The following is a 24,819-nucleotide window of genomic DNA, read 5'->3' on the forward strand; positions in this document are numbered from 1 at the left end:
TACGAATAATTGGATGCGACCGATCAACGAAAATTTGATTTAAAATAATGAATAAGCCGACGATTTCTATTCAAAACAATGCAAATTTAGCCACTTCACAGCTTAATGAGCGCGGATCATCAGCAAACCCCACCCTGGCAGCTGAGCAAACCTTCAATGCGCGCAACCTGGTAATAAAACCCGACAGCATTCAGATGGAAGTCACCATAGATGGTCGCTGGCAAGGCGTGCGACTGGCCAGCCAGAGTCAGTTACAGCAGCCACTTAAACTCCCTGAAGCTGAGATAAAACTCAGCGCTGACGGTACCTTACTGACAGTCAGCACCCCGGAGTTAAAGCTACAAATAAAACCCGCGCAAACATTGCTGAGCCTGTTAAGCTTGCTCAAAGGGCTTGGTGGTCAAAGCGCCTTGCAACTCGACGCACAGCTCAAAGGCGGCAATCAGGCGACTTTAATGCTGGACAAAATTGGCCTGGCGTTACCCGTTCCCCCGGCCCTGGCTGACTTACTCAAACAGGAGAATAAACTCGTCGCAAATCTGAGTACCCGGCAGAATACCCTGCTACTACAGATTTTTAATACCTTTGGTGATGAGCTGATGAAAGCACCGGTAAGTAAACACAAACTTACCTCTTTACTTGCCCAACTCGGTAATCAAGAACAGCCCAAAATTAAGCTGGGTCGCAACAGTGCCACACTCCAGCTTGCCAACCAGCAGGTTGAAGTAAAAACCCCACACGCTGAGAGTGGACTGAAACTTAATAGCTGGTTTAACGCCCAGTTAAAAGCACAACCTGACGGATTGCAAATCGGTGTTGCCAAGCAGTCGACACAGGTGAAGCTGAGCACACCGCTGCAACAAGCCTTGCCCAATCTGGCTACACACCGTTTTGCCGATGAACTGGAACAGGCAACCAGCACCACCGCAGGGTCCAAATCGACACTCAATTACGACAAACCTTTGCTCAATGTATCGATGGCAGACATAAAACAGACGGTTAAACAAGCCATAGGTCAGTGGCTGTCACGGCCCTTTTTCAATGCAACACCCGCTCACTCAGCTAAAAGCGCGCCTCAAACACCGGGCACCACGCAAGCGCCACAAGCAAAGCCCCACTCACCCAGCGCCGCTTTACCCCAGATGACCGCGAATAATACCGCCCTGGTTCTGAAAAGTATGACGCCGGTACACAGCCAGCCTCTATTACAGCTGCTTGATAATGTAGAGCGAGTATTTACTAACATTACAAAAGCAAGCAACACTAAAGACAGCTTGCAGCCCCCCTCTGCTGCAACTAAAAACAGTCCAACTGCTGAACGCAGCGCGGCGCCGACACCGACAGCAACAACGAGCCCTCAAAGCAAGTCGGCTCAGGCAACACCGCAAACGTCTGCGGCATTAAGCAAAATGGTCCCTGCCACAGAGACCAAAAGCCCGCAAACCACTGGTTCCTCTGCAAATAACAAACCGGTGCCTACAGCCTTTCCAGCGTCATCAGCGTCAAACGCATTTTCCCAACGCCTTGAACTGCTACAGCAGGTATTTTCGGCTGTCGTGCCTCAGCAATCTAAACCGTATAACGCCCAGCAGATAATCAGTCCGCAAGTACAGCAAGCCATGGCTTTAACAGAAGGGGCAACTGGTCAGCCTGTTACAGCAGAGATACCAGGCAGACCCATTGACCACCAACAGGGCAAGATGAGTCAGATGAGTCAGATGAATCAGACGAAAGCAGAACAGCTGGCCATAACAAAACCCAGTTTATCTTTGCCTATTGCCCAGATCCTGAGTAAAACCTTACGCCAGGCTGAGGCAGCCCCGAGCCAATCGGGCCCACCGCTGCAACAGCAGCTCAGTGAAACCCTGTCAGCAACCCAGCAATTTCGTAACCCACAGTCTGCCGACCTGATGCGTCTGGTCCATCAGGCCTTCAGTAAGATGATGGACGAAACGCGACACTCACCAGAGCAAGTGAGCCATGAGCTGTTTGCCCGGCTTCCCGCTTTGGCCAGCCAGCTTCAACCTGCTCTGCCCAATAGCAGCTTTGCACAAGCGCTGGACAAACTCATAGTAACCTTATTAGGCACCCAACTGGCAGCCAGGACTGACACTATGACGCCGCAAACCAGCATAGAACAGCGCGTTGCCGCGCTGGTCGACACACTGCAACCCGGCACTAAACTCTCTGCACCCAGTCAGTTTATTCAGGCGGTAACACAACAGGCACAGTCCAGTCTGATGGACGACCTGGCGCTGCTGCAAAACAACCTGGCTACGAATGCCAGCCCGGCGCCGTTGGCACAGAAATTTGACAGCGAGAGCCAGTTGCTGATCAACTTGTTTATGCCGCTCAAATTGCCACAGGAATGCCGCCAAAGTGAGCTACAAATTGGCAAATACAAGAAGCCAGCCAAGGCCAATATGCCAGAAAAACAAGTCTGGTTTGTACGGCTCAACTTTGATTATGCCAAGCTCGGCCAGTTAAGCGTTCAGGCTGAGCTGATGGACAAAGCCGTTGACTGTGAGATAGTGGGTGATAGTGCCTCTGTCTGCCAGCTAGCACAACCGCATCTGGATGCGTTGCGCAGCAAGCTGGCCGCGCATGGTCTTCAAGTTGGTGAAATCGAATTACGCGAGGATGCCTCGCAGGTAAAGCGCTTTTACGACAGCCACGCCATCGTCAGTATTCAGGTGTAACTCAATTTTTACTACCCGGAATGCAAAGAAAATCGACCTGCTTTCACTTTTGCATAGATGTTCTACGTTTATAGCGCAAGAACTCACTTGCCTAACACTACATCACATATGCAAAGGAGAACGCTATGTCTTCACATCATCCGCACCTTGGCTGTGCCTGTTGTAATTACCAGCTGTTTGGCCATGCAGTACAAGGGGATAGCAGCCAATCAGAAAAAGGGGTTTTCAATCTCGATAAACTACTGGTTGCCGCAGAACATTATATCGATGATTACATTGCCAACCAGTTTGTCAGGCCACCCCAGCAACACAAGATTTTTTACGGCGGTACCATTCGGACACTTGAAAACGGCGATGTAACCAAGACCGCAGAAGCGGTAGTCATCAAACATGGTCAGATAGTCCACACGGGCAGTCGGGCTCAATGTCAAAGCCTTTACCCGGACGCTGACCCAGAGGATTTACAAGGGGCATGTCTGCTACCCGGACTGATTGAGCCCCATGTCCACCTGACACCTACTGCCTCTTTTAACGCCTGGGTGCAGCTGGCACCGTTCAGAAAAGGAGTTGAAAGTGGTGGTCATGGCGACGACCAATATCTGATAGGCTGGGAATACAACAAACAGTCGGTATCAACTACTTTGATTGAAGCCGCCCGAGAGTTACCAAAAAACCGTAAATGGCTGTTAGCTTTTGGCGTCGATCCCAGTCAATTCAACCCCATTACAACAACGTCTGCTGACGGAACAGTGAGCCCAACTCCCTGGCAGGACTTCACAAAAGATGACCTGGATAAAATCAATGATCAGGCTGACAGAAAAGACCTGTGCATTTTTATTATGAATGCATCCGGTCACGTTGCTTACGTCAATACCAATGCGCTGAATGCAACCAAGCAACCTGCGACTGGAAACGGTATATTACTTGAATCTGATGAGATAGGTCCGGTCATTAAAGTCGCGCTGGAACAGTATTTTTTGGAGCACCCTAAAGGGATTACGGACCTATTCGGTAACCTGCAAAAGATCTTTAAACTCGCATTGTCACGGGGCGTAACCCTGATGTGGGATGCCGCGCTCGGTGCGTCTTTAAAAAATGCTGAACTGGAGATATTGAGTAAGATGGCCTCCAGTGGCCTTGCCGGGTTACGACTGGGTGGTGCATTGTTTTATACCGGTCCCGATCAATGGACTAAGATCACCCCAACCAAGCCGGCCCATTACCATACCGACTGGTTCAATATTGCCAATGCAAAAATCGTCAGTGACGGCTCCAATCAGGGTCTGACCGGGTACCAGCTGACCAAGTATCTATTCCCTGACAACAATATCAATGACACTTACCCCAATGGTGTATGGAATTTCAACCCACCGGCAGGTGAAGCGGATCATGAAGTAGAGTCTCCATTCAGGGTCCTTGTGACCGAATTGGTCGAGCGAGGCTGGCCGTTGATGATCCACGCCAATGGAACGCATGCCATAGATAACACCATCCTGGCTTATCGTGATGTACTCAACAACCAGGAAAAAGCAGGCCTCGAAAAACGCCACCGTATCGAGCACGCTTCTTTACTGAGTGACCAAAACTTAGCTGATATGGACTACCTTGGGCTGTCACCGAGCTTCTTGATCGGACATGTCGGTTACTGGGGTTACACTTTCAAGCATAAAGTGTTTCCTGAGCAGCCAGTGGTTGAACACCTGGACCGTACAGCCTCCGCAAGCCAGCACGCACTTCGCTATACCCTACACAGTGATCATTTTGTCTCTCCTATTGGACCACTGCGTATGATGGAACAAGCGGTAACCCGCATGATGGAAGACGCCCCGGAAGAGGCCTATCGCAATGGTCACCCACCGATCCTCAATGAGCAGGAGTGTGCAACTATGGCACAGGCACTGCGTGCCGCGACTTATGATGCCGCCTGGCAATGTCATATGGATCACCTGATTGGGGAGCTGGTCGTGGGTAAGCAAGCCGATCTGACCATACTTGATGAAGATCCCTTAACGCGTCCCGCCGAGGGGCTGAGGGATGTGCCAGTTCATCAAACCTGGGTGAATGGCCGACTGTGTTATCAACGCTAAATTGTTTGCCCTTATCCGGCAGTTTATCCGGATAAGGGCTTGTAAACTGATGGCCTCCCCGCGTGTTACATGCTACTTTGATAAGAGTGATGTTGATGTAGTTGAACCTTATGGAACAAAAAACCGCCATTGGCTTGTTATATGAAGCCGGTAAGTCACCCGAAGTCGTCTGTAAGGGCTTTGGCGAACTGGCCGAAGAGATCATTGCACTCGCCAAAGAAAAAGACATCATGATACACGAAGATGCCACGCTCGTTCAAACGCTCAGCCAGCTCGACCTGCACGAAGAAATCCCCAAAGAACTGTATTATGTGATTGCAGAGCTCATTGCTTTTTCCTACGTTTTGCGTGGTAAATTTCCTCCAGGTTGGAAACACTTTCAGGGCAAATTGAATATCAAAGCCTGAGCATGCCATTATCAAACACCACATATCGAAATGCGCGCGTCTTGCTCGCGCTCCAGGCCCCTCTGCACCGCATATAAATTAACGACATCTCATTTAAAATCCTGACATATATCGTAATTTTTTCTTCTCCTGGCGTGTCACTGACTGAGTTTGTCGGTCAATTGAATGCGCCTGCTACCCGGCTTTTATAAGCTTGCTGCGTCCCACAGGACATATCACCTAAAACAAAAACGGTAGAGGAAAATACCATGTCACACATCAAACTATTCATAAATACAGCGCTGGTGATTGGCGCTTTGGGTACTCTGGCAACTTCAGCTCCGGCAGAAGCAAAGCGCTTCAGAGTCAAAAACTGCACAACTATTGAGTGGGTGCAAGTAGCCTCTTACAACAGTTCAGACAGCTCGATGTTTTCACCCCACAGTAAAAAGCAAGTTAAGTCCGGAGAAACTGCACAGCTAAAATGTGACTCAAATCGTTGCCGCTTCGATGTACAGGACACACGGTTTAGTTACCGCAAGGGGAAGATTGGCAAACGAAAATGGCTAAAGCTGGACATTACTCGACATGGTAATATGCAAAACTATTACTACGTCTCTGTGAGTAAAAATGAGCCACAGTGCTAATAGCTAACCACACAGGGCAGACTCGTCAATGTGCTTCCCTGTGTCACTCAAACGAAAACAACTCAAAGTATTCCTGATGAGCAAAGTCGCATTTATCGCCGTAGTGAGTCTGGTAATTCATGGACTCATGGCACTCAACTGGGTAACGCCCGCCACGCAACCGGTCACATCAAATAATCATACTTGCCATAGTGTTGTCCGTGCGCCCATTGACAATCATGTTGTTCAACAACCAGCGCCAACGGTTCAGAAAAACACGGTTAAGCAACCCAACATCATGCTTGATCCACAAACAGCCCAACTCGCTTCAGTGCCCTCTACTCAGCTGATCGGTCAGTCGCTCACAAATCTGAAAGACGAGCTGAATAAACGCTTCGCCTCCACTGAACAACCCCATGATTTACTGACCTTAACTGAGCAAGCGTTACTCTTAAAACAACCAGAGTTACTCTTCGCGCATGCGAATAAGATTCTGAACCAATCACAAACACTTGATGCCCTGTTACAAGAAGATTTACTGATCTCACTGGAAAATGTACTGCAACCTGAACATCTCGATGCGCTCATACCTTATCTGACATCACAACACGAAGATGTGCAGGAGGAAGCGTTAGTGAGATTATTGGAAATCAAGGATGCACCTCAGATTGAACAGCACCTGAGTTATCTGGCCAACTATGGGTTAACCCTTTGGGTGAGAGAAGAAGCCGACAAACAGCTCACTATGCTGCATACTCGTTTACCTGTGGAAGCCTTACCATCAGAATGATAGGGCTGCTTTGCCTGTACTCCATTTTTGTTACACACTTTTGCGCTATGTTATTCTGGGTTACTTTTTTAACAACTGAATTTCATCGCTGAGACACTATGGACGCTGCACAGAATCCCTTCATCACCGTAAGCCATACCCGGATGCAAACCATCATCAACGCGGTGGGTATACTGGGTCTGATTGTACACGCCTTACTGATAGTCGATTTCATTATTCTGGCGATCCCCGAGCTGGTCGTACTGGAAGTGTGCAGCACCGTTACCTGGTATGTTGCACTGCGTTTAAATCGTACTAATAACACCTCAGGTGCCGTATTGCTGATGGTCGGCGAGGTGCTTGTCCACTCTACAATCGTGGTCCTGTATCTGGGTTTAGCACCCGGATTTCAACATTATTTATGGGCCGCAGTCCCCTTCATCCTGTTTTATAGGAAAATTCCATTGTGGGGGATCGTCACCTGTACAGTGTCTTGCATGGGACTGTTTGTTGCGTTTTACTTGTTTGCTCAGGACATTGAGTATACGTATGCCTATTCAGAATTGCTGCCCTATATTCATGTATCCAATCTGATCATTGCGTTTATGGCACTGGGCCTCACCTGCTTCCATTTTTACAATGCCACCATGGAAGCAGAGCAAGAAATTGCCAAGATGGCAGCAGAGAAAGTACAGCTGACCGAAGCTGCACTTGCAAAGAAAAACACCTTTTTCGCCAACATCTCACATGAGTTCAGAACCCCGTTAACGCTTATAACTGGCCCACTCGAGTCCATCATCACAAGCACAGAGACACCAGATAAGGCATCTTTGACAAGAATCTTAAGCAACGCAAAGCGCCTGCAAAGATTAGTAGAACAAACCTTAGAGCTGACCAAATCTGATTTCATCCTGCCTGAAGATAAGCATACACTGGCGCTAGACAGTATCGCAGAACAAATAAGTACTGCTTTTATCGCCCTGGCGAGGGAAGAAAAGATAGACATTCAGTGCAATACGCACAGCGACTGCCTGGTTGATATACCAATACAAGATGCTGAAGCCATCCTCTGTAATTTGATATCCAATGCAATTAAATATTCTAACCCTGACAGCGAAATACAGATCAGGTGTGAACAGGTCGACAATACCGTGCAGCTTAGCATCAGCGACGCTGGCATTGGCATTGCGCCACAGGACCAACACCGTATTTTTGAACGCTTTGTGCGCCTTGACACAGGTATGACTAACACAGTTGCGGGCACTGGCATTGGCCTAGCCCTCGTCAAAGATCTGGTGCAGCGCGCACATGGTCACATCACAGTGTGTAGCGATGGGGTTTCGGGCACACAGTTCACCATAACCTTTCCTCTGAGCAACAACACGTCCAATACAGATTATCCTTTGCAAACAAGCGATGTGGTTACTCTGGAGCAAGCTAATCTGCAACATCAAATCACACCCAGTGTGCCGCAATGCCCCGATGAAGATGTACAACATCAGCCCAGCATACTGATTGTCGAGGACAATCCTGATATGCGTGCTTACATAGCGGATTGCCTGCACGGCACATACCAGGTGTTGTTTGCTGATGAGGGAGAAAACGGTTTCAACCTGGCAAAAACACATGTGCCCGATCTCATCTTGACTGATCTGATGATGCCAAATGTGGATGGATTTCAGTTAGCACAAAAACTGCGTGAAGAACTCACAACCTGCCATATTCCAATACTCATGCTCACAGCAAAGGGCGACGAAGACAGTCAGACATTGGCCTGGAAAATGGACATTGATGCATTTATGAGTAAGCCTTTTAACGCAGAGCGATTACGAACCCGTATCCATAACTTGCTCAACATACGCAGCCTAATCAGTCAAAGAGTGGGTGAACAACCTAGCGCCCTTACCTCTAACATAACGCATCGTGAAAGGTACGCAGGGATCAGTAGCAAAGATGCTCAGTTTATCGACCAGCTAGAGCACTGGATGGCTGCACATTTTGCAGAGCAAAGCTTAACGATCAAATCACTTCTGCCCACGGTTGCCATGAGTGAACGGCAACTTCAAAGAAAGTTTAAAGCCCTGTTAGGTCAGACTTTTTCTGAGTACGTCAAAAAATTCAGGCTCAATAAAGGCGCACACATGCTGGCAAATGGTATGAGTGTCACTCAGGTTGCCTTTGAATGCGGCTTTTCATCGCAAAGCTACTTTAGCCTGTGTTTTAAAGCGCAATATGGCGTTGCACCTAGCCAGTTTCATCTGCAATCCGAGCGCCCTTCAGCGCTTTGATGTGTACCCTGAATATATGAGCGCGGTTTAACCCAGCAAAGAACTAATTGGTGCCTGGCTAGAGTCTAATACCGCCACTCATTTATGGTGTTACACCAATTTACATTGTTAAGTGTTCTATTTTGAGGCGAGAAAATAACGTCGATAACACCGCTCCCGCGTCCTGCTGTCGCTGAAGCATCTACGTCCATATAGGCGAGGCAAAAATTTGTGAACCTATGTCTAAGGTATAAGGTTCTAAATGAGAAATTTTTAAGGCTGTTAGCGTCCTATTTGCTCTTTCAAATAGGCAAGGTATTAAGCGAAATTGGTATAAGGCCTTCTCAACCTGAGGAGAGGCAGCCAACGCACAGCCGGTTTATTCATCCCGGTTTGTCGTTGGCTGACAATGAGCAACCATCTCATTGTTTGTTGTGTAGGGACATTAACAGTTCTGCTTCAGCGCGAGGTAATTCACACTCTCGCATTATCTCTTCGATATCGGCGCCCAGTTCGACCATCTTGACTGCACGGGAATAAATCTTCGCATCAGGGTCGTCATACTTTTGCGCGGCCTGTTGCTGGGCAAGATCCTTGGCATAATTTTCACAGGCGACCAGACGTTTACCTATGCTCAGGACACTGGCGCGAACTTCTGCAATTTCGCTACGTAGAATAGCAACTTGTTCATTTTCGCGCTTGAGATGCTGAAGCAACTTACTATGTTCGTTATTTTGCTGTTGTACTTTTTTGCTTAGCGCAAAAATAAACCCCAAGCACACTAAACACAGCAGGCTTGAGGCGATTACTAGGAGCAATAAAATCTCGTTTTGGGTTACTGCTTGCACGGGTTAAATATGGCTCAACTCATCCCACTCATCATCACTGAGTAGTTTATTTAAATCAACCAGGATAAGCAGCTCACCTTCACGGTTAGAAACACCTTGAATGAATTTAGCGCTTTCTTCTGTGCCAATATTTGGTGCACTGTCAATCTCAGAGCTGCGCAGATACACTACCTCAGCAACACTGTCGACCAGAATACCAACAACTTGCTTTTCTGCCTCGATGATCACGATACGAGAGTTGTCTGTGACCTCTGAGCTTGGTAGCCCAAAACGAGAGCGGGTATCGATGACAGTCACAACATTACCACGTAGATTGATGATACCAAGCACATACGTTGGTGCACCTGGTACAGGGGCAATCTCGGTGTAGCGTAATACTTCCTGTACCTGCATTACGTTAATGCCGTAGGTTTCATCCTCTAGCTTATAGGTAACCCACTGAAGGACTTCATCATTACTATCTGCATTTTTATCAGCCGAAAGTATTCTCTCTTGACTCATGATTTTACTCCAGTTAGATGCTAGCTACTGCTCTCGGCTATCGAGGCCATGCTCTAGCAATCGATTTAAATTCTCAACATCTATCAGTGCGCACATTTTTTCTTTAATGACGCCCGCCAGCCATGGCCTTTTCCCATCGGCTGTTCGCCATTTCACATCTTCTGGCTTCAACGTAATATTATTGACCAGATTTTCGGCTAACAAACCCCACTGACTATCACCCAGCATGATCAAGTACTGGTAGTCCAGGTTCTCTTCCAGCTCAGGTGTGAATTTCTCCGGCATTACCCATCGGGCAGTATCCACCACGTTGAGTTTTTCTTCTCGGTTAAGCATCACACCTTTAAACCATTTTGGCTTACCAAACAATTGATTAACTTCAGTAAGCTGATGTATACCACCCAGTGACTTCAATGGCACAGCCAAAGTAAGTCCGGCTACTTCGAAAAACAGCGCCTGAAACTCATTTTCTAAATAAGCATCTCGCGCGCGAGCTGGCACAGGCTGCTCAGCTTCTTCTTTGATAATAGTAGTATTTTCAGTTATCTCAAGATCAGCGGCCGGGGTTATTACCTGCACATCCTGAGCGATTTCCTGCTCAACAACGGGTTCAGCCGGAGGCTCAACTGTAGGTGGCTCCGCGAGCGTTTCAGTATGAGCTGTTTCTGAGCGCTCAACAACACTGGGCGCTGCGGCTTTGTCTTCCTGTGCTTCAGGCACAGACTCCAACAATTTAGCCACAGGAGCAAGCGCGACTTCATCTTCCTCTTCTTCGCGTAATAAGGCACCCAGATACTGTTTCATGACCTGTTCATTGGCAAACAGATGCTTACTCATTACTACCTCTATCAACTTCTGCAAGGTGTTCTAATAAGGCACGATAAGCATAGACGCCACGCGATTTAGGGCAATATTGTACCGGCACTTGCTGCGCTAAACTGGCATCTCTGAACTTAGTATCAACCGGTATCACACCAGGCCAAACTTTATCCTGATAAGTCTCTACCAAAGACTTATAGGCTTCGAGAGATGCTTTAGTGCGCTTATCATACATAGTTGGCACTATAGTATATTGATATTGCTTGGAATGCGAACTTTGCATTAATGACATTGTGCGCATCATGCGATCCAGTCCTTTCAACGCCAAAAACTCTGTTTGTACCGGGATGAGAATGCGCTCGCTTGCAGCGAGTGCATTCACCATAAGCACACCCAGTACAGGCGGGCAATCCAAAATGGCATAGTCATAATGCTCACTGATCTTGGCAAGCGCCTTTTTCAGAATGAGCCCCATCCCCGAGCGATTGCCCATGCTGCGATCCAGTGTCGCAATAGCCATAGTCGCCGGTAATATGTCCAGATTCTCGATAGTTGAAGGGCAAAGGGCCTGAAGAATTTCTTCGCTGGCCATATTTGAGCCGCGAATAAAAATATCGTACACACTGACTTCTAACTCTTCCGAGTCAATGCCAAAGTAGTATGTTAATGAGGCATGCGGATCTGTGTCTATCAATAATACACGTTTCCCCTGGAGCGCCAAGATCCCGCCGAGACTAACTGTGGTGGTGGTTTTACCCACCCCGCCTTTTTGGTTCGCTACCGTCCAGATTTTCACGTTATTTTTTTATTCCTTCGGCCAAACACAGATCGCATTCAGGCTAACATCAATTATGCACAGCCTATTTCTTTGTTTATTCTCAGTGCAACATCCTGCAAAGCGATATCTTCAGTTGAAATTCCCGCGCTCGCAACAGCTTGCGGCATGCCGTACACCACACAGGTTTTTTCATCCTGTGCCCAGATAGTCGCACCATTTTGCTTCAACATTCGGGCACCATCTCTCCCATCCGCGCCCATACCAGTTAGTATCACCGCGAGCACATCTCCGTTATATGCTTTGGCTGTACTGGCAAAAGTAACATCCACACTGGGTTTATAGGTAATACGAGGGCTGTCATCCTCAAACACCTTTAGGGTTTTACTGCCGCCTCTGGCTTCAACCAACATCTGCTGACCTCCCGGCGCCAAATAAGCAACGCCTGGTTGTAAGCGATCCCCCTGCTCTGCTTCTTTTACTTTGATTTTGCACAGACTATTCAAGCGTTGTGCAAACGCTGGCGTAAATGCCGCTGGCATGTGCTGGATCAACAAAATAGGATGCGGAAAATTCGCAGGCAATTGAGTTAAAATGGTTTGCAGTGCCACCGGGCCACCCGTCGATGTGCCGATAGCAACGATTTGATACTTTTTGCCAGACGCTTTAAAAGACGCGCCGGAACTGGGTGTATCTGGTGCAGGGCGTGAAAATGTTCGATCTGGTTGCGCAATTGGCTTAGCCGCAGGTCGCAGACCTGATGATGCACTTGGCGCGCTACGTGTCGGCGCGGGTGCTGATGACGAGCTAATAGGCCGGGTGAAGCGACTCACACGACGTCGGCCAATTTCTTTGACCTTGTTTTGTAAAGAGCGGATAGCGTCTTCACTATTACGGGCAATATCTTCAAACTTCTTCGGTAAGAAATCGACCGCCCCAGCGTCCAGTGCATCAAGTGTTGCGCTGGCGCCTTCACGGGTCAATGACGAAAACATCAGAATCGGAGTGGGGGAACTCTGCATGATCTGCTTAACTGCGCTAATCCCATCCATTACTGGCATTTCCACATCCATAGTGATGACGTCTGGCCTCAGTTTAGCGGCTTTATCGACCGCTTCCTGACCATTCACTGCAAAGTCAATCACTTTGATTTCAGGATCTTTTTCTAGTATTTCACTCACTCGACGACGAAAGAAGCTCGAGTCATCTACAACTAATACTTTAACTGCCATTGGCATTGCTCTTTTATTCGTTACAGATCCGAAAAGTGGTGTCAAAGACACCACTTTGTCGGTATAAATGCGCCAGGAATTTACTTGCCGGCGTAATATTTTAACATGCTGGGGACGTCCAGAATCAGCGCGATGCCACCATCAGATGTGATAGTCGCACCAGCCATACCCGGAGTACCTTGCAATAAGGCATCAAGCGGTTTAATTACCACCTCTTCCTGGCCTATCAGAGAGTCAACCACAAAGCCTACTTGCTTAGTACCCATCTGAACGATTACCACATGCCCTTCTGCTTTTCGGGCGCCTCTGTCGGCACCTTTCACTAACCAGTGCTCCAGATAAAACAGTGGGATTGCTTTTTCACGCACTATGATAGTCAATTGGCCATCAACCACGTTGGTCTTGGTCAAATCAAGGTGGAATATTTCACTTACCCCAGCCAGCGGCAGTGCAAATGTTTGCTGACCAATCATCACCATCAATGTTGGCAGAATGGCCAATGTCAGTGGTACTTTAATTTCCAGTATTGTACCCACACCCAGCTCTGACTGAATGTTGACGGAACCATTTAACTGGGTGATTTTAGTTTTGACCACGTCCATACCAACACCTCGGCCAGAGATGTCAGAAATTTGTTCTTTTGTTGAGAAACCTGGCGCGAAGATCAGATTGTAGGCTTCATTATCTGACAAGCGACTTGCCTGGTCAGAATCAATAACCCCTTTGCTAATCGCAATCTTCTTCAGCTTCTCCGGGTCCATACCTGCACCATCATCACGAATGGTCAGCAGAATATGATCACCCTCCTGAGAGGCTGATAAGGTCACAGTACCAGTTCTTGATTTACCTGCAGCTTCACGAATATCCGGCATCTCAATACCGTGGTCCACTGAGTTACGAACCAAGTGAACCAAAGGGTCCGCAAGGGCCTCTACCAGGTTCTTATCCAGATCCGTGTCTTCCCCTTCCAGTACCAAACTAATGTCTTTCTTGAGGCTACGGGCCAAGTCTCGAACCACCCGGGGGAAACGACCAAACACTTTCTTGATTGGCTGCATTCGGGTTTTCATCACCGCACCCTGAAGGTCGGCGGTCACCACATCGAGGTTAGAAATGGCTTTACCCATGGCCTCGCTGTTTGAGTTATTAGCCAAGCTGACTAACCGGTTACGCACCAACACCAGCTCACCGACCATGTTCATGATCTCATCCAGGCGCTTGGTATCAACCCGAACGGTTGTTTCTGCCTGAGCTGCTGGTTTCTTAGCGGCGGCTTTACTATCGGCCGCAGGTTTACTCTCAGCTGCTGGTTTTGCCGGTGCCGGTTTGGCAGCCGGTGCACTGGGCGCCTTAGCCACAGGTGCAGCTGGTTTAGGCTCAGGTTTAGGAGGTGCTTTAGGCGCTTCTTTCGGCGCTGCTACTTCCGCTTCCGTTGATTTTGGTGCTTGCCCTTTTCCGTGCAACTCATCCAGTAAAGCTTCAAATTCGTCATCGTTGATTTCATCGTCGTCACCGCCAGATGCTTTCGGTGGCTCTGGCGCAGCAGGTTGGGCCGGTGCCTTCGGCTGCTCAGCTGGCGCTTGCTCTGCGGTCGCGCCAAACTTTCCAACACCATGCAACTCATCCAGCAAGCTGTCAAATTCATCATCGGTAATGTCGCCATCATCGCTGCTTGATGGAGCCGGTGTTGCACTTGGTGCGGCAGGCTCTTGCGATGCAACTGAAGGGCCATTACCTGAGCCATGTAATTCATCGAGCAAGCTCTCGAATTCTTCTTCAGAAATCTCGTCTATGCTGTCCCCGTTGTCACTTCCAGATTCATCAACAGAATCCGCAGGTGCGTCAAACAGCACATCATCCGCACTGGGTGTCGCCACAACCGGTTCAGGCTCAGGCTCTGCTGCAGCAGGGGCAGCAATCACTTCGTCTTCTGATTCTGGCTGACTGAGCTGATGTAAAACTTCCAGTAAGTGTGGATCAGCGGGGTCTGGCTGCTCTCTGTTTTGAATGCACGAGAACATTTCATTGATGGTATCGAGTGATTGTAAAATCACATCCATCAACTCTGGTGTTACCTGACGCTGCCCCTGACGCAGGACATCAAACACGTTTTCCGCACCGTGACAAGCATCTACCAGCTCAGTCATGCTCAGGAAGCCAGCGCCCCCTTTAACGGTATGGAAACCACGGAAAATCGCATTTAACAGCTCTTTATCTTCCGGGTTGTTTTCTAGTTCGACAAGCTGCTCAGATAACAGTTCGAGTATTTCCCCAGCTTCAACAAGAAAGTCTTGTAAGATATCTTCATCGACTTCAAAGCTCATTCGCATACTCTCCTATTAGAAGCCCAAACTAGACAACAGGTCATCAACTTCATCCTGCCCGGATACGACATCATCTCGAGACTCAGCGTCCAAAATTGGACCCTCAGGACCTGATAACTCATCAGTAACGGCGGGGGCTTTAGTTTGTGCCTGTGGCTGGGCTGCAGTTTGTTGACTTTCATCTGCGCTGCCGAATACGGTCAACAAGTGAATTAGGCTGTCTTCAACTTCACGAACCAACTCAATGACACGCCGGATAACCTGTCCGGTTAAATCTTGATAATCTTGTGCCATCAACACATTGGTCATCAGATTTTGTAATTCATCTGTACGGCCTTTTGACGACTGCATAAAACTGTCAAGATCGTGGCACAAGGATTTGAACTCTCCGAGCTGGATATCCCGGCTCATTAATCTGTCCCAGGTGGGCTTAATTTCAGAGAGTTCATCGGCTAGTTCTTGGGCTAAGGGAAGACTTGCTTCTACGGCATCCATGGTTTTATTGGCAGCGCTTTCGGTCATCTCCATGACGTAATTAAGGCGCTGCTTGGCATCTGGAATGGCTTCTGTCGTGAGATCAGATAAACGGGTATCTAACTCAAAGTTCTTCAACGATTCGTGAAGTTGTCGAGTTAGCTTGCCCACTTCAGCAAAAAGCTCTGATTGTTCTTTGTTGGTGGCCTCAATTAATATCTCATCAGCCTTTTCCTGCTCACCTTGTTCAAGGTATTCAACGAGCAGTTTAGCCTGTTCCAGAGTTATCTGTGGCACAGAAGATGTTGACATAAGCCTACCCTTATCAATACTAGCCTAAACGTTCGAACACTTTTTCTAGTTTGGTTTTCAGGGTGCCTGCCGTAAACGGTTTAACGATGTAACCATTAACTCCAGCCTGGGCAGCAGCTACGATTTGTTCTTTTTTCGCTTCCGCTGTAACCATGAGTACTGGGATGTGTTTAAGCTTATCATCAGCACGAATTGCACGAAGCAAATCGATACCTTGCATGCCTGGCATATTCCAGTCAGTTACGACGAAGTCGAATTCCTGATTTTGCAACATTGGAAGTGCCGTACTGCCATCATCAGCCTCTTGAACATTGGTAAAGCCTAAGTCTCTTAGCAGGTTTTTGATTATTCTTCTCATCGTAGAAAAATCATCAACCACGAGAATTTTCATGTTCTTATCCAAAACTTCCTCCGGTGAGGTTTGAACCTATATTGTAAAACTAACTCTAATTGATCCAGTCATTGATCTTCGCACGAAGCTTGATCATTGCTTGACCGTGAATCTGACTCACTCGAGATTCGCTGACCTCTAAGATCGCACCAATCTCTTTTAAATTCATCTCATCGTTATAATACAAAGACAACACCAAAGCATCACGCTCAGGTAAAGTCTTGATCGCATTGACTAACGATTCGTTAAAGCGCTCATTTTTAACATTATTGAATGGTTTGTCTAGCGCAAAATCGTTGCCTGCGGGAGAAATTACGTCTTCATCTACCCCCAAGTCTTCGATGCCGATCACTTTACTTGCATTGACATCATGTAAAATATGATGGTACTCATCTAGCGTAATATCAAGTTTTTCAGCGATTTCAGTATCTTTTGGTTCCCGTCCAAGCTGTGCTTCTAGCTCAGCAATGGCCTCGGCAACCATGCGACCGTTTTTGTGTACCGAGCGGGGCGCCCAGTCTCCACGGCGGATCTCATCAATCATTGCGCCACGAATTCGAATTCCTGCAAAGGTTTCAAAGCTCGCCCCTTTGCTCGCGTCAAAATTTTTGCAGGCTTCGATCAGTCCAATCATACCTGACTGGACTAAATCATCGAGCTGAACACTGGCTGGTAATCTGGCTAACAAATGACAGGCCACCTTTTTCACTAAAGGCGTATGACGTTCCACCACCTTATGTAGGTGGTCTGTCGTTTTATATCCCGCCATGCGGTTGACCGGTGAAGCCATCTTTAACCGTTTACCAATTGCTCAATAAAGAATTCCAAATGACCTGAAGGTTGGTGGGGAATGGGCCACTTGACAGCTTTGCTTGCCAGGCCTCTGAATGCCACAGCAGCAGGTGAATTAGGATAAAGCTCAACGATGGTTTTTTGACGGCGTGAAGACTTACGCATATTTTCGTCAAATGGGATCGTTGCAACCAGCTCTAAAGCGACATCTAAAAATCGGTCTGTAACCTTGGACAGCTTAGCAAATAACTCCTGCCCTTCTCTTAAGCTACGCACCATATTGGCCACAATTTTAAACTTGTAGACGCCATGTTCACGGCTTAATACTTTGATAAGCGCATATGCATCGGTAATAGAAGTCGGCTCGTCACACACAACGACCAGTACATCCTGTGCAGCACGAGAGAAACTCAATACCATGTCTGAAATGCCAGCCGCCGTATCGACGATTAAAATATCAAACTCGCTGCTAAGCTCACTGAAGGCACGGATCAAGCCAGCGTGCTCAGCAGGCGTTAATTCGACCATATTTTGTGAGCCTGACGTTGCAGGCACGATACGGATCCCAGCCGGACCCTCTACCAAAATTTCGTCTAGCTCGCATTCGCCAGACAATACATGAGATAAATTTTTCTCGACCCTCAAGCCTAGCATGACATCACAGTTAGCCAGACCTAAGTCAGCATCAAGCACCAAGACCCGATTACCCTGCTGTCCTAACGCGATGGCAGTGTTGAGGGATACATTGGTTTTACCTACTCCACCTTTACCACCAGTCACTGCGATTACTTTTACACTGTGGTTATTTTTTTGGTTCATTCTCCGCAGGCCACTTGCTTGATCTAAAACTGTATTAATCATACATTCCTACTGTCTGGGACGCCACTGGTACACGTCGCGAATGTTGTGCTTTTGTTCTCTTTAAATACAATTGCTCAGCCTTTTTGACTAACTTCTGAGCGTTTGCCACGCGAATGTCTTCAGGCACTCGCTGACCATTGGTAAGATACCCTATTGGCAGACGATTTTGAATCGCTATGCTAATTATCTCACCTAAACTTAGACTTTCATCAAGTTTTGTAAAAATACAACCACTTAAATTGACTTTTTTGAAGTGGTTTACGGTTTCTTGCAGTACATGCATCTGAGCAGTCGCACTTAATACCAGGTAGCTGCGAATGTCAACACGGCTACTGCGCATCAGGGTGTTTAGCTGCTCCGTCAAGCGTAAGTCACGCTGACTCATCCCCGCCGTGTCTATTAATATTAGACGCTTATTGCGTAAATGATAAAGAACCTCTGCAAGTTCATTGGCATCTTTTACTTGCTTAACAGGACAACCGATGATCCGACCATAGGTTGCCAGTTGCTCGTAAGCACCGATACGATAGGTATCCGTTGTGATCAGTGCCACATTATCGGCACCATATTTCTGTGCGCCAAGCGCTGCCAATTTTGCAACTGTAGTGGTTTTACCAACCCCTGTTGGTCCGACCATGGCATATACACCGCCCTGACGCAGAATATCGTTGTTTGTTGTATGCATCTGATTGACAACCATATTCAGCAGTGCGTTCCACGCTTCTTTGCGAGAAACGTCATCAGGAATAAAGCACGCCATCTGCTCTGCGACTTCCGCACCAATTCCCATGCCTTTAAGACGCTCAACCAGACAAGCGCGGGTCGGGTCACGACGTGCCATTTCCTGATTCATCAATCCGGACAACTGGAATTCAAGTAGCTGACGGATGGCGTTCATTTCATCACGCATGGAAGACATTTCATCGTCGTTGGCTTTTTTCTGAGCCGCTGGTTCGTCACCAAAGCCCTGATCAAGGTCATCTCCAAACTCCCAGGAAGTAGCTGCATCACGGCCATCAAAATCATGACTTTGTGCTTCATAACGCGGTTGACGCGCAGCCTGAGGCGCAGCTTTTGCTGGAGCTTCGTTACGTTGCTGAGCGCCGAACATGTCATCGGTGTTAATGCCAGACTGAGAGAACATAGAAGCAAGCTCGGGCGACTTAGGACGAGGGGCTTGGCGCTCAAGCAAGGCTTCAAGACTGTCTGCAACCTGCGCCTGCTTCTGAGGCTCTGCGCGGCGTGGTTGAGGACGAACCATTCTGGCAGGCTGGCTGTAACTGTGCTGAGCACTTTGCCCGGGAGCTGCCTGACGAGGTGCAGCCTGCGCTGCGCTTTGCTGAGGAGCTGACTGCGCTGCCTGAGGCTGTGGAGCAGGTGTCCGATCATTGTCTACTGCAGCGACGATTTCAACGCCATCTGCCAGTTTCTTATTTGACATGATCACTGCATCTGCACCTAGCTCTTCTTTCACTTCTTTCAAAGCGGTACGCATATCTTTTGCAAAAAAACGTTTAATTTTCATGGTCAGCCCCTTCTAGTCCTCTACTGTCCAACTGAGCTCACTATCTTGATTTGCCTCTCATCCGGTACTTCTTGATATGACATCACTCTCAGTCCCGGTATGGTGTGTTTTACAAATCTTGATAGCACACTTCTTAACATACCTGAGGTTAATAAGATGGACGGCTCGCCGAGCATTTCTTGCGTTTGATGGGCTTCTCTTAATGAACCTTGAAGCCGCTCTGCAAGGCCTGGCTCTATGCCTGCCCCCTCATCACCTGCGTTCTGTAGAGACTTATGCAACATCTGTTCCAACTCAGGCGCCAATGTTATGACAGGGATTTCTTCAGCCCCACCTACCGCATCCTGAACGATCAGTCGACGCAGTGAAATACGTACTGCAGCCGTCAGTACATCCGGGTCCTGACTGCGTGGGCCGTACTCAACCAGGGTCTGAACAATAGAGCGCATGTCACGAATTGCAACACCTTCATTCAGCAAGTTTTGCAGTACTTTCACAATCGTAGTGAGTGGCAGGATATCTGGTACCAGACCTTCAACCAGACGAGGGTGACTCTTAGCCAGCATATCAAGCAGATTCTGTACCTCTTCATGCCCCAGCAGTAGAGACGCGTTATTGGTCAACAGCTGACTGATATGTGTCGCCACGACCGTCGCTGCGTCCACCACTGTGTAGCCCAAAGAATGTGCTTCATCTTTTTGCTCTGGTTTGATCCATACCGCTTCCAGGCCAAACGCAGGATCTTTGGTCGCCACACCATTAATTGGACCAAACACCTGACCTGGGTTGATGGCCAGCTCATCACCATGCTTCAGTTCACCATCACCGGATCCTACCCCCATTAAAGTGATACGATATGCATTTGGGTCCAGCTCCAGGTTATCGCGGATGTGGACAGGCGGAACCAAAAAGCCCAGTTCCTGAGATAGCTTTTTACGTACCCCTTTGATGCGGTTTAACAGCTCACCACCTTGCGACTGATCAACCAGCGGGATCAGGCGATAGCCCACTTCGAGACCAATCACATCGACCGGCTGTACATCATCCCAACCCAGCTCTTTTTGTTCTTGCTGCTGAGAGGCAACCGCGCCACCTTTTGATTCTTCAGCTTCCTGCTCTTGTGCTTTAATTTTTTGTTGATGCGAGTAATAAGCCAGATATCCGATCAGGGCACCCAGACCGAGGAAGGCAACATGAGGCATGCCAGGTACGAGTCCCATAACAATCAGGATCCCCGCAGCGATAGACAAAGATTTCTCATTGCCCAGCTGCTGTGTCATTTGCTCACCCATGTTGTGCGATTCATTCTGACGCGTCACCACAATCGCAGTACCAATCGACAGTAACAGTGAAGGAAGCTGGGCGACCAGGCCGTCACCTATGGTCAAAAGGGTGTACACTTCCATAGCTCGGCCAAATGACAGATCATGCTGCACCATGCCGACAAACAAGCCGCCAATGATGTTAATTGCCAGGATAACGATGCCTGCGATGGCGTCCCCTTTTACGAATTTACTGGCACCATCCATCGAACCATAGAAGTCGGCCTCGCGGGTTACTTCTTCACGTCTGGTTCTGGCTTCGTCTGCGGAGATAAATCCGGCATTCAAATCTGCGTCAATCGCCATCTGTTTACCCGGCATTGCATCCAGGGTAAAACGTGCAGATACTTCAGAGATACGGCCAGCACCTTTGGTGATAACCACAAAGTTAATGATGATTAGGATCAGGAAGACCACCAGACCAACCGCATAGTTACCGCCAATCACAACGGAACCGAATGCTTCGATCACTTTACCGGCTGCGTCACCGCCGTTATGACCCTCCAACAAAACCACCCGGGTACTGGCAACGTTCAGTGCCAGTCGCAAAATGGTCGCAATCAGCAGCACAGATGGAAACATACCGAATTCAAGCGGCTTCATGGTGTAAACCGTCACCAGCAGAACCACCAGGGCCAGTGCGATATTGAATGAGAATAAGATATCGAGCAAAAATGGCGGCATAGGCAGGACCACCATGCCCAATGCAGCCAGGACCAGTACCGGTGTACCGACCCCTTTGGCATATTCTTTTTTATCTCGATTAACCTGCTGTAAAACCGCTTTAAAATCCATAACTTACAAACCACAAATTATTGACGCAGTTACATTAGAGCAAGTTTAATACCAACTAGCCTAGTGTTTCAGTTCATCCGGAATGGGCAGGTCTTTCTTTAATTCAACCGGGCGCTTACCACGACCCTTGTTAAATTTCTTCAATTGAAACACGTAGGCCAGCACCTGGGCCACGGCGGTGAATAGTTTTTGTGGGATTTGGTCGCCCACTTCAGTTGTATGATACAAAGAGCGGGTTAAAACAGGTGATTCAACAATGGGGACTTCGTTCCCTTTGGCAATTTTACGGATCTGCATAGCCAATTCATCAACGCCTTTGGCGATCACCATGGGCGCGCCCGCTTTTTCTGTGTCGTATTTTAGCGCCACAGAGTAGTGTGTCGGGTTGGTGACCACCACATCGGCATCAGGCACTTCCTGCATCATCCGCCGTTGTGACATTTCACGCTGTGTGCGCCGAATACGGGCTTTGATCTGAGGATCACCTTCCGAGTTTTTATACTCATCTTTGACCTCTTGCAGCGTCATCTTAAGCTGTTTGTGGTGATTGTAACTCTGATATGGCGCATCAATGGCCGAGATAATGATCATGGTGCAACTCAGCGCCAGAAACATCCAGGCCAGAATTTCCAGGGAGTGCATAATGCTGCCCGGGATTTGCTCGATACTGAGATGCAGTATTTCGTAAAAGAATACCTTAATAAGCAATATCGCAAACCCGGCCACCAGTACAAACTTGAGGATCGATTTGACCAATTCCACCGCGGCCTGAGGCCCAAACATCCGTTTGATGCCTTTCATTGGGGACATTTTACTTGGCTTGGGTGCCGCGGCTTGCCAGCTAAAGTTAAAGCCGCCTAACAGAGTATTACCAATGATCCCCGCAACCATAATGATCAACACAAACATACTCAGCGGAAAAATGATTTCAGAAAATGCATCCCCCCAGACAGAAAACATTTTGGTGGTGTCATAAGTTTCATTGCGATTCAGCGTAAACATTCGACCCATCATGTTATACAACCCCTTGGCAATATCCGGGCCGTATAGCAGCAATGAAACGGCAGAAAATATGAGCACAAATGTTGTACCCAACTCCTTTGAACGGGCAACCTGGCCTTTCTTACGGGCATCCGATATTTTCTTGTCTGTGGGTTCTTCCGTACGTTCCTGACCAGAATCTTCCGCCATCGTTTTGCTCCCGCTACTCGATTACACCGTGCAACCAATCAGGTTACACATTAATTCTGTCATTTTCAGCCACTGAAACTCGTATTGGATCACAAAGTTCCCCATCGTTGCCCAGATGATCAACAAACCCGATACCATGGTAAAGGCAAACCCCACAGAGAAAATGTTCATCTGCGGTGCAGCACGCGTCATGATGCCGAATGATAGGTTGATCAACAGCATGGCGGTGAGCGGTGCCAGAGATAATGCCAACGCAGTCGCAAACAGCCAGCTGCCCCAGGTCACAATCTGCCAATAATTATCAACCACCCACCAGCTGCCATCAATGGGCCAGCTCTGAAAACTATACACCACCATCTTGATCATCATCAGGTGACCATTAAAAACAAAAAACAACAATGTCGCCAAGATCAGATAAAACTGACCGACGGCCGGTACACTCAAGCCATTGGCCGGATCGACCACGGAGGCAAACCCTAGCCCCGTTTGCATTGCCAGAATCTGACCCGCGACAATAAACGTATTTAGCAGCAGAATAGAAGCAAACCCGATTGAGACCCCGATTATAATTTCATGCATCACCACCAGTACCATAGCGAAAGAAAATAAGTCGGTGAACTGGGTCTGAGGGATAGCCGGAACAACCGCTACAGTCACAACTACTGACATAGCAAGCTTAATACGGGTTGGGACACTCTGTGCCCCTAAACCTGCCATTATCATAATCATCGAGCTGATCCTGATAAACGGCAACATATAGTCACTGAGCGCCTGAATAATGAGTTCGAAGGGGTACTCCATGGCACGTTACCCTGCGATTTCGGGGATCTGAAGCACCAACTGGTTGAAAAAATCCATCAGCACCTGAGTCATCCAGTGGCCACCGAAAATCAGGGCCACAATGGTGACGATAAGTCTGGGCAGAAAGCTTAAGGTTTGTTCGTTGATCGAGGTTGCCGCCTGGAACACCGCCACAACCAGACCTATCATCAGGCCTGGCAGTACAATGGCGGTCACCAGTTTAATAACAATAAAAAGCGAATCACTCAGAATATCGACAAAAACTTCTGGTTCCATGTCACACTCCTAAGCCAAAGCTGCGAGCCAGGGTACCCATGATCAGAGACCAGCCATCGACCAGCACAAACAACATAATCTTAAAAGGCAAGGCCACTATCATAGGTGATAGCATCATCATACCCATCGCCATCAGTACACTGGCAACCACCAGATCCACGATCAGGAAAGGGATGAAAAACATAAAGCCAATGATGAAGGCGGTTTGCAGTTCACTGGTCACAAACGCCGGAATAATGACCACAAACGGGGTATCCTCAGGGCTATCCAGTTTATCGTAACCTGCTATTTTCGCGAATGTTTCTAAATCCTTTATCCGCGTTTGCGATAACATAAACGCTTTGATCGGTTCCTTAGCTTGCTCAAGCGCCTGAATTGACGTCAACTCTTCATTTAAATAAGGCTGCACCGCACGATCATTAATCTGGTTAAAGATAGGAGCCATAATAAAAAAGGTCAGGAACAAAGACATCCCCACCAATACCTGGTTAGACGGCGATTGCTGCAAGCCAATCGCCTGACGCAGGATCGCCAGTACCACGATAATACGGGTAAAAGAGGTCATCATAATCACAGCAGCAGGGATAAAACTCAGCGCCGTCATTATGGCCAGCACTTGCAGCGTGACTGAATATTCCTGAGAGCCGTCCGGATTGGTTGTCACACTCAGTGCCTCAATGCCGTCAGCTAAAGCACCCGGAGCAAAGCACAACACTGTGATAAGGAGTAAAAATCGGATCATAAGT

General features: G+C 48.0%; 22 protein-coding genes. 6 read left to right on the forward strand and 16 right to left on the reverse strand.

Features of this window, described 5'->3' with window-relative positions; translation table 11 throughout:
* Window positions 1-47 precede the first annotated feature (47 nt).
* The 6 genes from fliK (at window position 48) to PRUB_RS10350 (ending at window position 8,855) form a co-directional block, all read left to right on the forward strand.
* Window positions 48-2,699: a flagellar hook-length control protein FliK gene (fliK, locus tag PRUB_RS10325; protein WP_010385718.1), complete on the forward strand. Its 2,652-nt coding sequence runs from the start codon at window positions 48-50 to the stop codon at window positions 2,697-2,699.
* Window positions 2,700-2,824: 125 nt separating this feature from the next.
* The gene (locus PRUB_RS10330) at window positions 2,825-4,786 is read left to right on the forward strand and encodes an amidohydrolase (protein ID WP_010385717.1); all 1,962 of its coding nucleotides are present in this window, start codon (window positions 2,825-2,827) and stop codon (window positions 4,784-4,786) included.
* Between the two features lie 110 nt (window positions 4,787-4,896).
* Window positions 4,897-5,193: an EscU/YscU/HrcU family type III secretion system export apparatus switch protein gene (locus PRUB_RS10335; RefSeq protein WP_010385716.1), complete on the forward strand. Its 297-nt coding sequence runs from the start codon at window positions 4,897-4,899 to the stop codon at window positions 5,191-5,193.
* 248 nt (window positions 5,194-5,441) lie between these two features.
* A complete protein-coding gene (locus PRUB_RS10340) occupies window positions 5,442-5,819 on the forward strand; it encodes a hypothetical protein (protein WP_010385715.1) in 378 nt (125 codons plus the stop codon).
* Between the two features lie 40 nt (window positions 5,820-5,859).
* Window positions 5,860-6,588, forward strand: a complete 729-nt coding sequence (locus tag PRUB_RS10345) for a hypothetical protein (protein WP_155946249.1) — start codon at window positions 5,860-5,862, stop codon at window positions 6,586-6,588.
* Between the two features lie 98 nt (window positions 6,589-6,686).
* Window positions 6,687-8,855, forward strand: coding sequence for a hybrid sensor histidine kinase/response regulator transcription factor (locus tag PRUB_RS10350; RefSeq protein ID WP_081694296.1), 2,169 nt, complete (start codon window positions 6,687-6,689; stop codon window positions 8,853-8,855).
* Window positions 8,856-9,256: 401 nt separating this feature from the next.
* On the opposite strand, the gene PRUB_RS10355 is transcribed toward PRUB_RS10350, so the two are convergent.
* The 16 genes from PRUB_RS10355 to fliP all read right to left on the reverse strand — a co-directional run bounded on the left by PRUB_RS10355 (window position 9,257) and on the right by fliP (window position 24,815).
* Window positions 9,257-9,658, reverse strand: a complete 402-nt coding sequence (locus tag PRUB_RS10355) for a DUF2802 domain-containing protein (protein ID WP_422624126.1) — start codon at window positions 9,656-9,658, stop codon at window positions 9,257-9,259.
* Window positions 9,659-9,685: 27 nt separating this feature from the next.
* Window positions 9,686-10,183: a chemotaxis protein CheW gene (locus PRUB_RS10360; protein ID WP_010385708.1), complete on the reverse strand. Its 498-nt coding sequence runs from the start codon at window positions 10,181-10,183 to the stop codon at window positions 9,686-9,688.
* Between the two features lie 24 nt (window positions 10,184-10,207).
* On the reverse strand, window positions 10,208-11,020 hold the full coding sequence (locus PRUB_RS10365) for a chemotaxis protein CheW (RefSeq protein WP_010385705.1): 813 nt from the start codon (window positions 11,018-11,020) through the stop codon (window positions 10,208-10,210).
* The gene (locus PRUB_RS10370; protein WP_010385703.1) at window positions 11,013-11,798 is read right to left on the reverse strand and encodes a ParA family protein; all 786 of its coding nucleotides are present in this window, start codon (window positions 11,796-11,798) and stop codon (window positions 11,013-11,015) included. Before PRUB_RS10370 ends, PRUB_RS10365 begins: the two co-directional genes overlap by 8 nt.
* 53 nt (window positions 11,799-11,851) lie before the next feature.
* Window positions 11,852-13,009, reverse strand: a complete 1,158-nt coding sequence (locus PRUB_RS10375; RefSeq protein WP_010385702.1) for a protein-glutamate methylesterase/protein-glutamine glutaminase — start codon at window positions 13,007-13,009, stop codon at window positions 11,852-11,854.
* Window positions 13,010-13,089: 80 nt separating this feature from the next.
* Window positions 13,090-15,333 (reverse strand): chemotaxis protein CheA, encoded by a 2,244-nt coding sequence (locus PRUB_RS10380; protein ID WP_010385700.1) that lies wholly within the window; start codon window positions 15,331-15,333, stop codon window positions 13,090-13,092.
* Between the two features lie 15 nt (window positions 15,334-15,348).
* Window positions 15,349-16,119, reverse strand: a complete 771-nt coding sequence (locus tag PRUB_RS10385) for a protein phosphatase CheZ (RefSeq protein ID WP_010385698.1) — start codon at window positions 16,117-16,119, stop codon at window positions 15,349-15,351.
* 19 nt (window positions 16,120-16,138) lie between these two features.
* Window positions 16,139-16,522 (reverse strand): chemotaxis response regulator CheY, encoded by a 384-nt coding sequence (cheY, locus tag PRUB_RS10390; RefSeq protein WP_010385696.1) that lies wholly within the window; start codon window positions 16,520-16,522, stop codon window positions 16,139-16,141.
* 43 nt (window positions 16,523-16,565) lie between these two features.
* The gene (locus tag PRUB_RS10395) at window positions 16,566-17,300 is read right to left on the reverse strand and encodes an RNA polymerase sigma factor FliA (RefSeq protein ID WP_010385694.1); all 735 of its coding nucleotides are present in this window, start codon (window positions 17,298-17,300) and stop codon (window positions 16,566-16,568) included.
* Between the two features lie 2 nt (window positions 17,301-17,302).
* Window positions 17,303-18,163 carry a MinD/ParA family ATP-binding protein gene (locus PRUB_RS10400; RefSeq protein ID WP_010385692.1) on the reverse strand — a complete coding sequence of 287 codons (861 nt, stop codon included), beginning with the start codon at window positions 18,161-18,163 and terminating at the stop codon, window positions 17,303-17,305.
* On the reverse strand, window positions 18,156-19,688 hold the full coding sequence (flhF, locus tag PRUB_RS10405; RefSeq protein WP_010385690.1) for a flagellar biosynthesis GTPase FlhF: 1,533 nt from the start codon (window positions 19,686-19,688) through the stop codon (window positions 18,156-18,158). The genes PRUB_RS10400 and flhF overlap by 8 nt, the downstream gene beginning before the upstream one ends.
* Window positions 19,689-19,708: 20 nt before the next feature.
* Window positions 19,709-21,805 (reverse strand): flagellar biosynthesis protein FlhA, encoded by a 2,097-nt coding sequence (gene flhA, locus PRUB_RS10410; RefSeq protein WP_010385688.1) that lies wholly within the window; start codon window positions 21,803-21,805, stop codon window positions 19,709-19,711.
* A 60-nt stretch (window positions 21,806-21,865) separates the two neighbouring features.
* A complete protein-coding gene (gene flhB / locus PRUB_RS10415) occupies window positions 21,866-22,996 on the reverse strand; it encodes a flagellar biosynthesis protein FlhB (RefSeq protein ID WP_010385687.1) in 1,131 nt (376 codons plus the stop codon).
* A gap of 21 nt (window positions 22,997-23,017) precedes the next feature.
* Window positions 23,018-23,797 carry a flagellar biosynthetic protein FliR gene (gene fliR, locus PRUB_RS10420; RefSeq protein WP_010385686.1) on the reverse strand — a complete coding sequence of 260 codons (780 nt, stop codon included), beginning with the start codon at window positions 23,795-23,797 and terminating at the stop codon, window positions 23,018-23,020.
* A 6-nt stretch (window positions 23,798-23,803) separates the two neighbouring features.
* On the reverse strand, window positions 23,804-24,073 hold the full coding sequence (gene fliQ / locus PRUB_RS10425; protein WP_010385685.1) for a flagellar biosynthesis protein FliQ: 270 nt from the start codon (window positions 24,071-24,073) through the stop codon (window positions 23,804-23,806).
* A 1-nt stretch (window position 24,074) separates the two neighbouring features.
* The gene (fliP, locus tag PRUB_RS10430; RefSeq protein WP_010385684.1) at window positions 24,075-24,815 is read right to left on the reverse strand and encodes a flagellar type III secretion system pore protein FliP; all 741 of its coding nucleotides are present in this window, start codon (window positions 24,813-24,815) and stop codon (window positions 24,075-24,077) included.
* Between the last annotated feature and the right edge of the window lie 4 nt (window positions 24,816-24,819).

The organism is Pseudoalteromonas rubra, assembly GCF_000238295.3.
GTDB lineage: Bacteria > Pseudomonadota > Gammaproteobacteria > Enterobacterales > Alteromonadaceae > Pseudoalteromonas > Pseudoalteromonas rubra.

What these genes read in the sequence shown, in the direction of transcription:
- fliK (WP_010385718.1), top strand. Translation starts at nt 48, where the DNA reads ATGAATAAGCCGACGATTTCTATTCAAAACAATGCAAATTTAGCCACT.
- PRUB_RS10330 (WP_010385717.1), top strand. Translation starts at nt 2,825, where the DNA reads ATGTCTTCACATCATCCGCACCTTGGCTGTGCCTGTTGTAATTACCAG.
- PRUB_RS10335 (WP_010385716.1), top strand. Translation starts at nt 4,897, where the DNA reads ATGGAACAAAAAACCGCCATTGGCTTGTTATATGAAGCCGGTAAGTCA.
- PRUB_RS10340 (WP_010385715.1), top strand. Translation starts at nt 5,442, where the DNA reads ATGTCACACATCAAACTATTCATAAATACAGCGCTGGTGATTGGCGCT.
- PRUB_RS10350 (WP_081694296.1), top strand. Translation starts at nt 6,687, where the DNA reads ATGGACGCTGCACAGAATCCCTTCATCACCGTAAGCCATACCCGGATG.
- PRUB_RS10360 (WP_010385708.1), bottom strand. Translation starts at nt 10,183, where the DNA reads ATGAGTCAAGAGAGAATACTTTCGGCTGATAAAAATGCAGATAGTAAT.
- PRUB_RS10365 (WP_010385705.1), bottom strand. Translation starts at nt 11,020, where the DNA reads ATGAGTAAGCATCTGTTTGCCAATGAACAGGTCATGAAACAGTATCTG.
- PRUB_RS10375 (WP_010385702.1), bottom strand. Translation starts at nt 13,009, where the DNA reads ATGGCAGTTAAAGTATTAGTTGTAGATGACTCGAGCTTCTTTCGTCGT.
- PRUB_RS10380 (WP_010385700.1), bottom strand. Translation starts at nt 15,333, where the DNA reads ATGAGCTTTGAAGTCGATGAAGATATCTTACAAGACTTTCTTGTTGAA.
- PRUB_RS10385 (WP_010385698.1), bottom strand. Translation starts at nt 16,119, where the DNA reads ATGTCAACATCTTCTGTGCCACAGATAACTCTGGAACAGGCTAAACTG.
- PRUB_RS10395 (WP_010385694.1), bottom strand. Translation starts at nt 17,300, where the DNA reads ATGGCTTCACCGGTCAACCGCATGGCGGGATATAAAACGACAGACCAC.
- PRUB_RS10400 (WP_010385692.1), bottom strand. Translation starts at nt 18,163, where the DNA reads ATGATTAATACAGTTTTAGATCAAGCAAGTGGCCTGCGGAGAATGAAC.
- flhF (WP_010385690.1), bottom strand. Translation starts at nt 19,688, where the DNA reads ATGAAAATTAAACGTTTTTTTGCAAAAGATATGCGTACCGCTTTGAAA.
- flhA (WP_010385688.1), bottom strand. Translation starts at nt 21,805, where the DNA reads ATGGATTTTAAAGCGGTTTTACAGCAGGTTAATCGAGATAAAAAAGAA.
- flhB (WP_010385687.1), bottom strand. Translation starts at nt 22,996, where the DNA reads ATGGCGGAAGATTCTGGTCAGGAACGTACGGAAGAACCCACAGACAAG.
- fliR (WP_010385686.1), bottom strand. Translation starts at nt 23,797, where the DNA reads ATGGAGTACCCCTTCGAACTCATTATTCAGGCGCTCAGTGACTATATG.
- fliQ (WP_010385685.1), bottom strand. Translation starts at nt 24,073, where the DNA reads ATGGAACCAGAAGTTTTTGTCGATATTCTGAGTGATTCGCTTTTTATT.
- fliP (WP_010385684.1), bottom strand. Translation starts at nt 24,815, where the DNA reads ATGATCCGATTTTTACTCCTTATCACAGTGTTGTGCTTTGCTCCGGGT.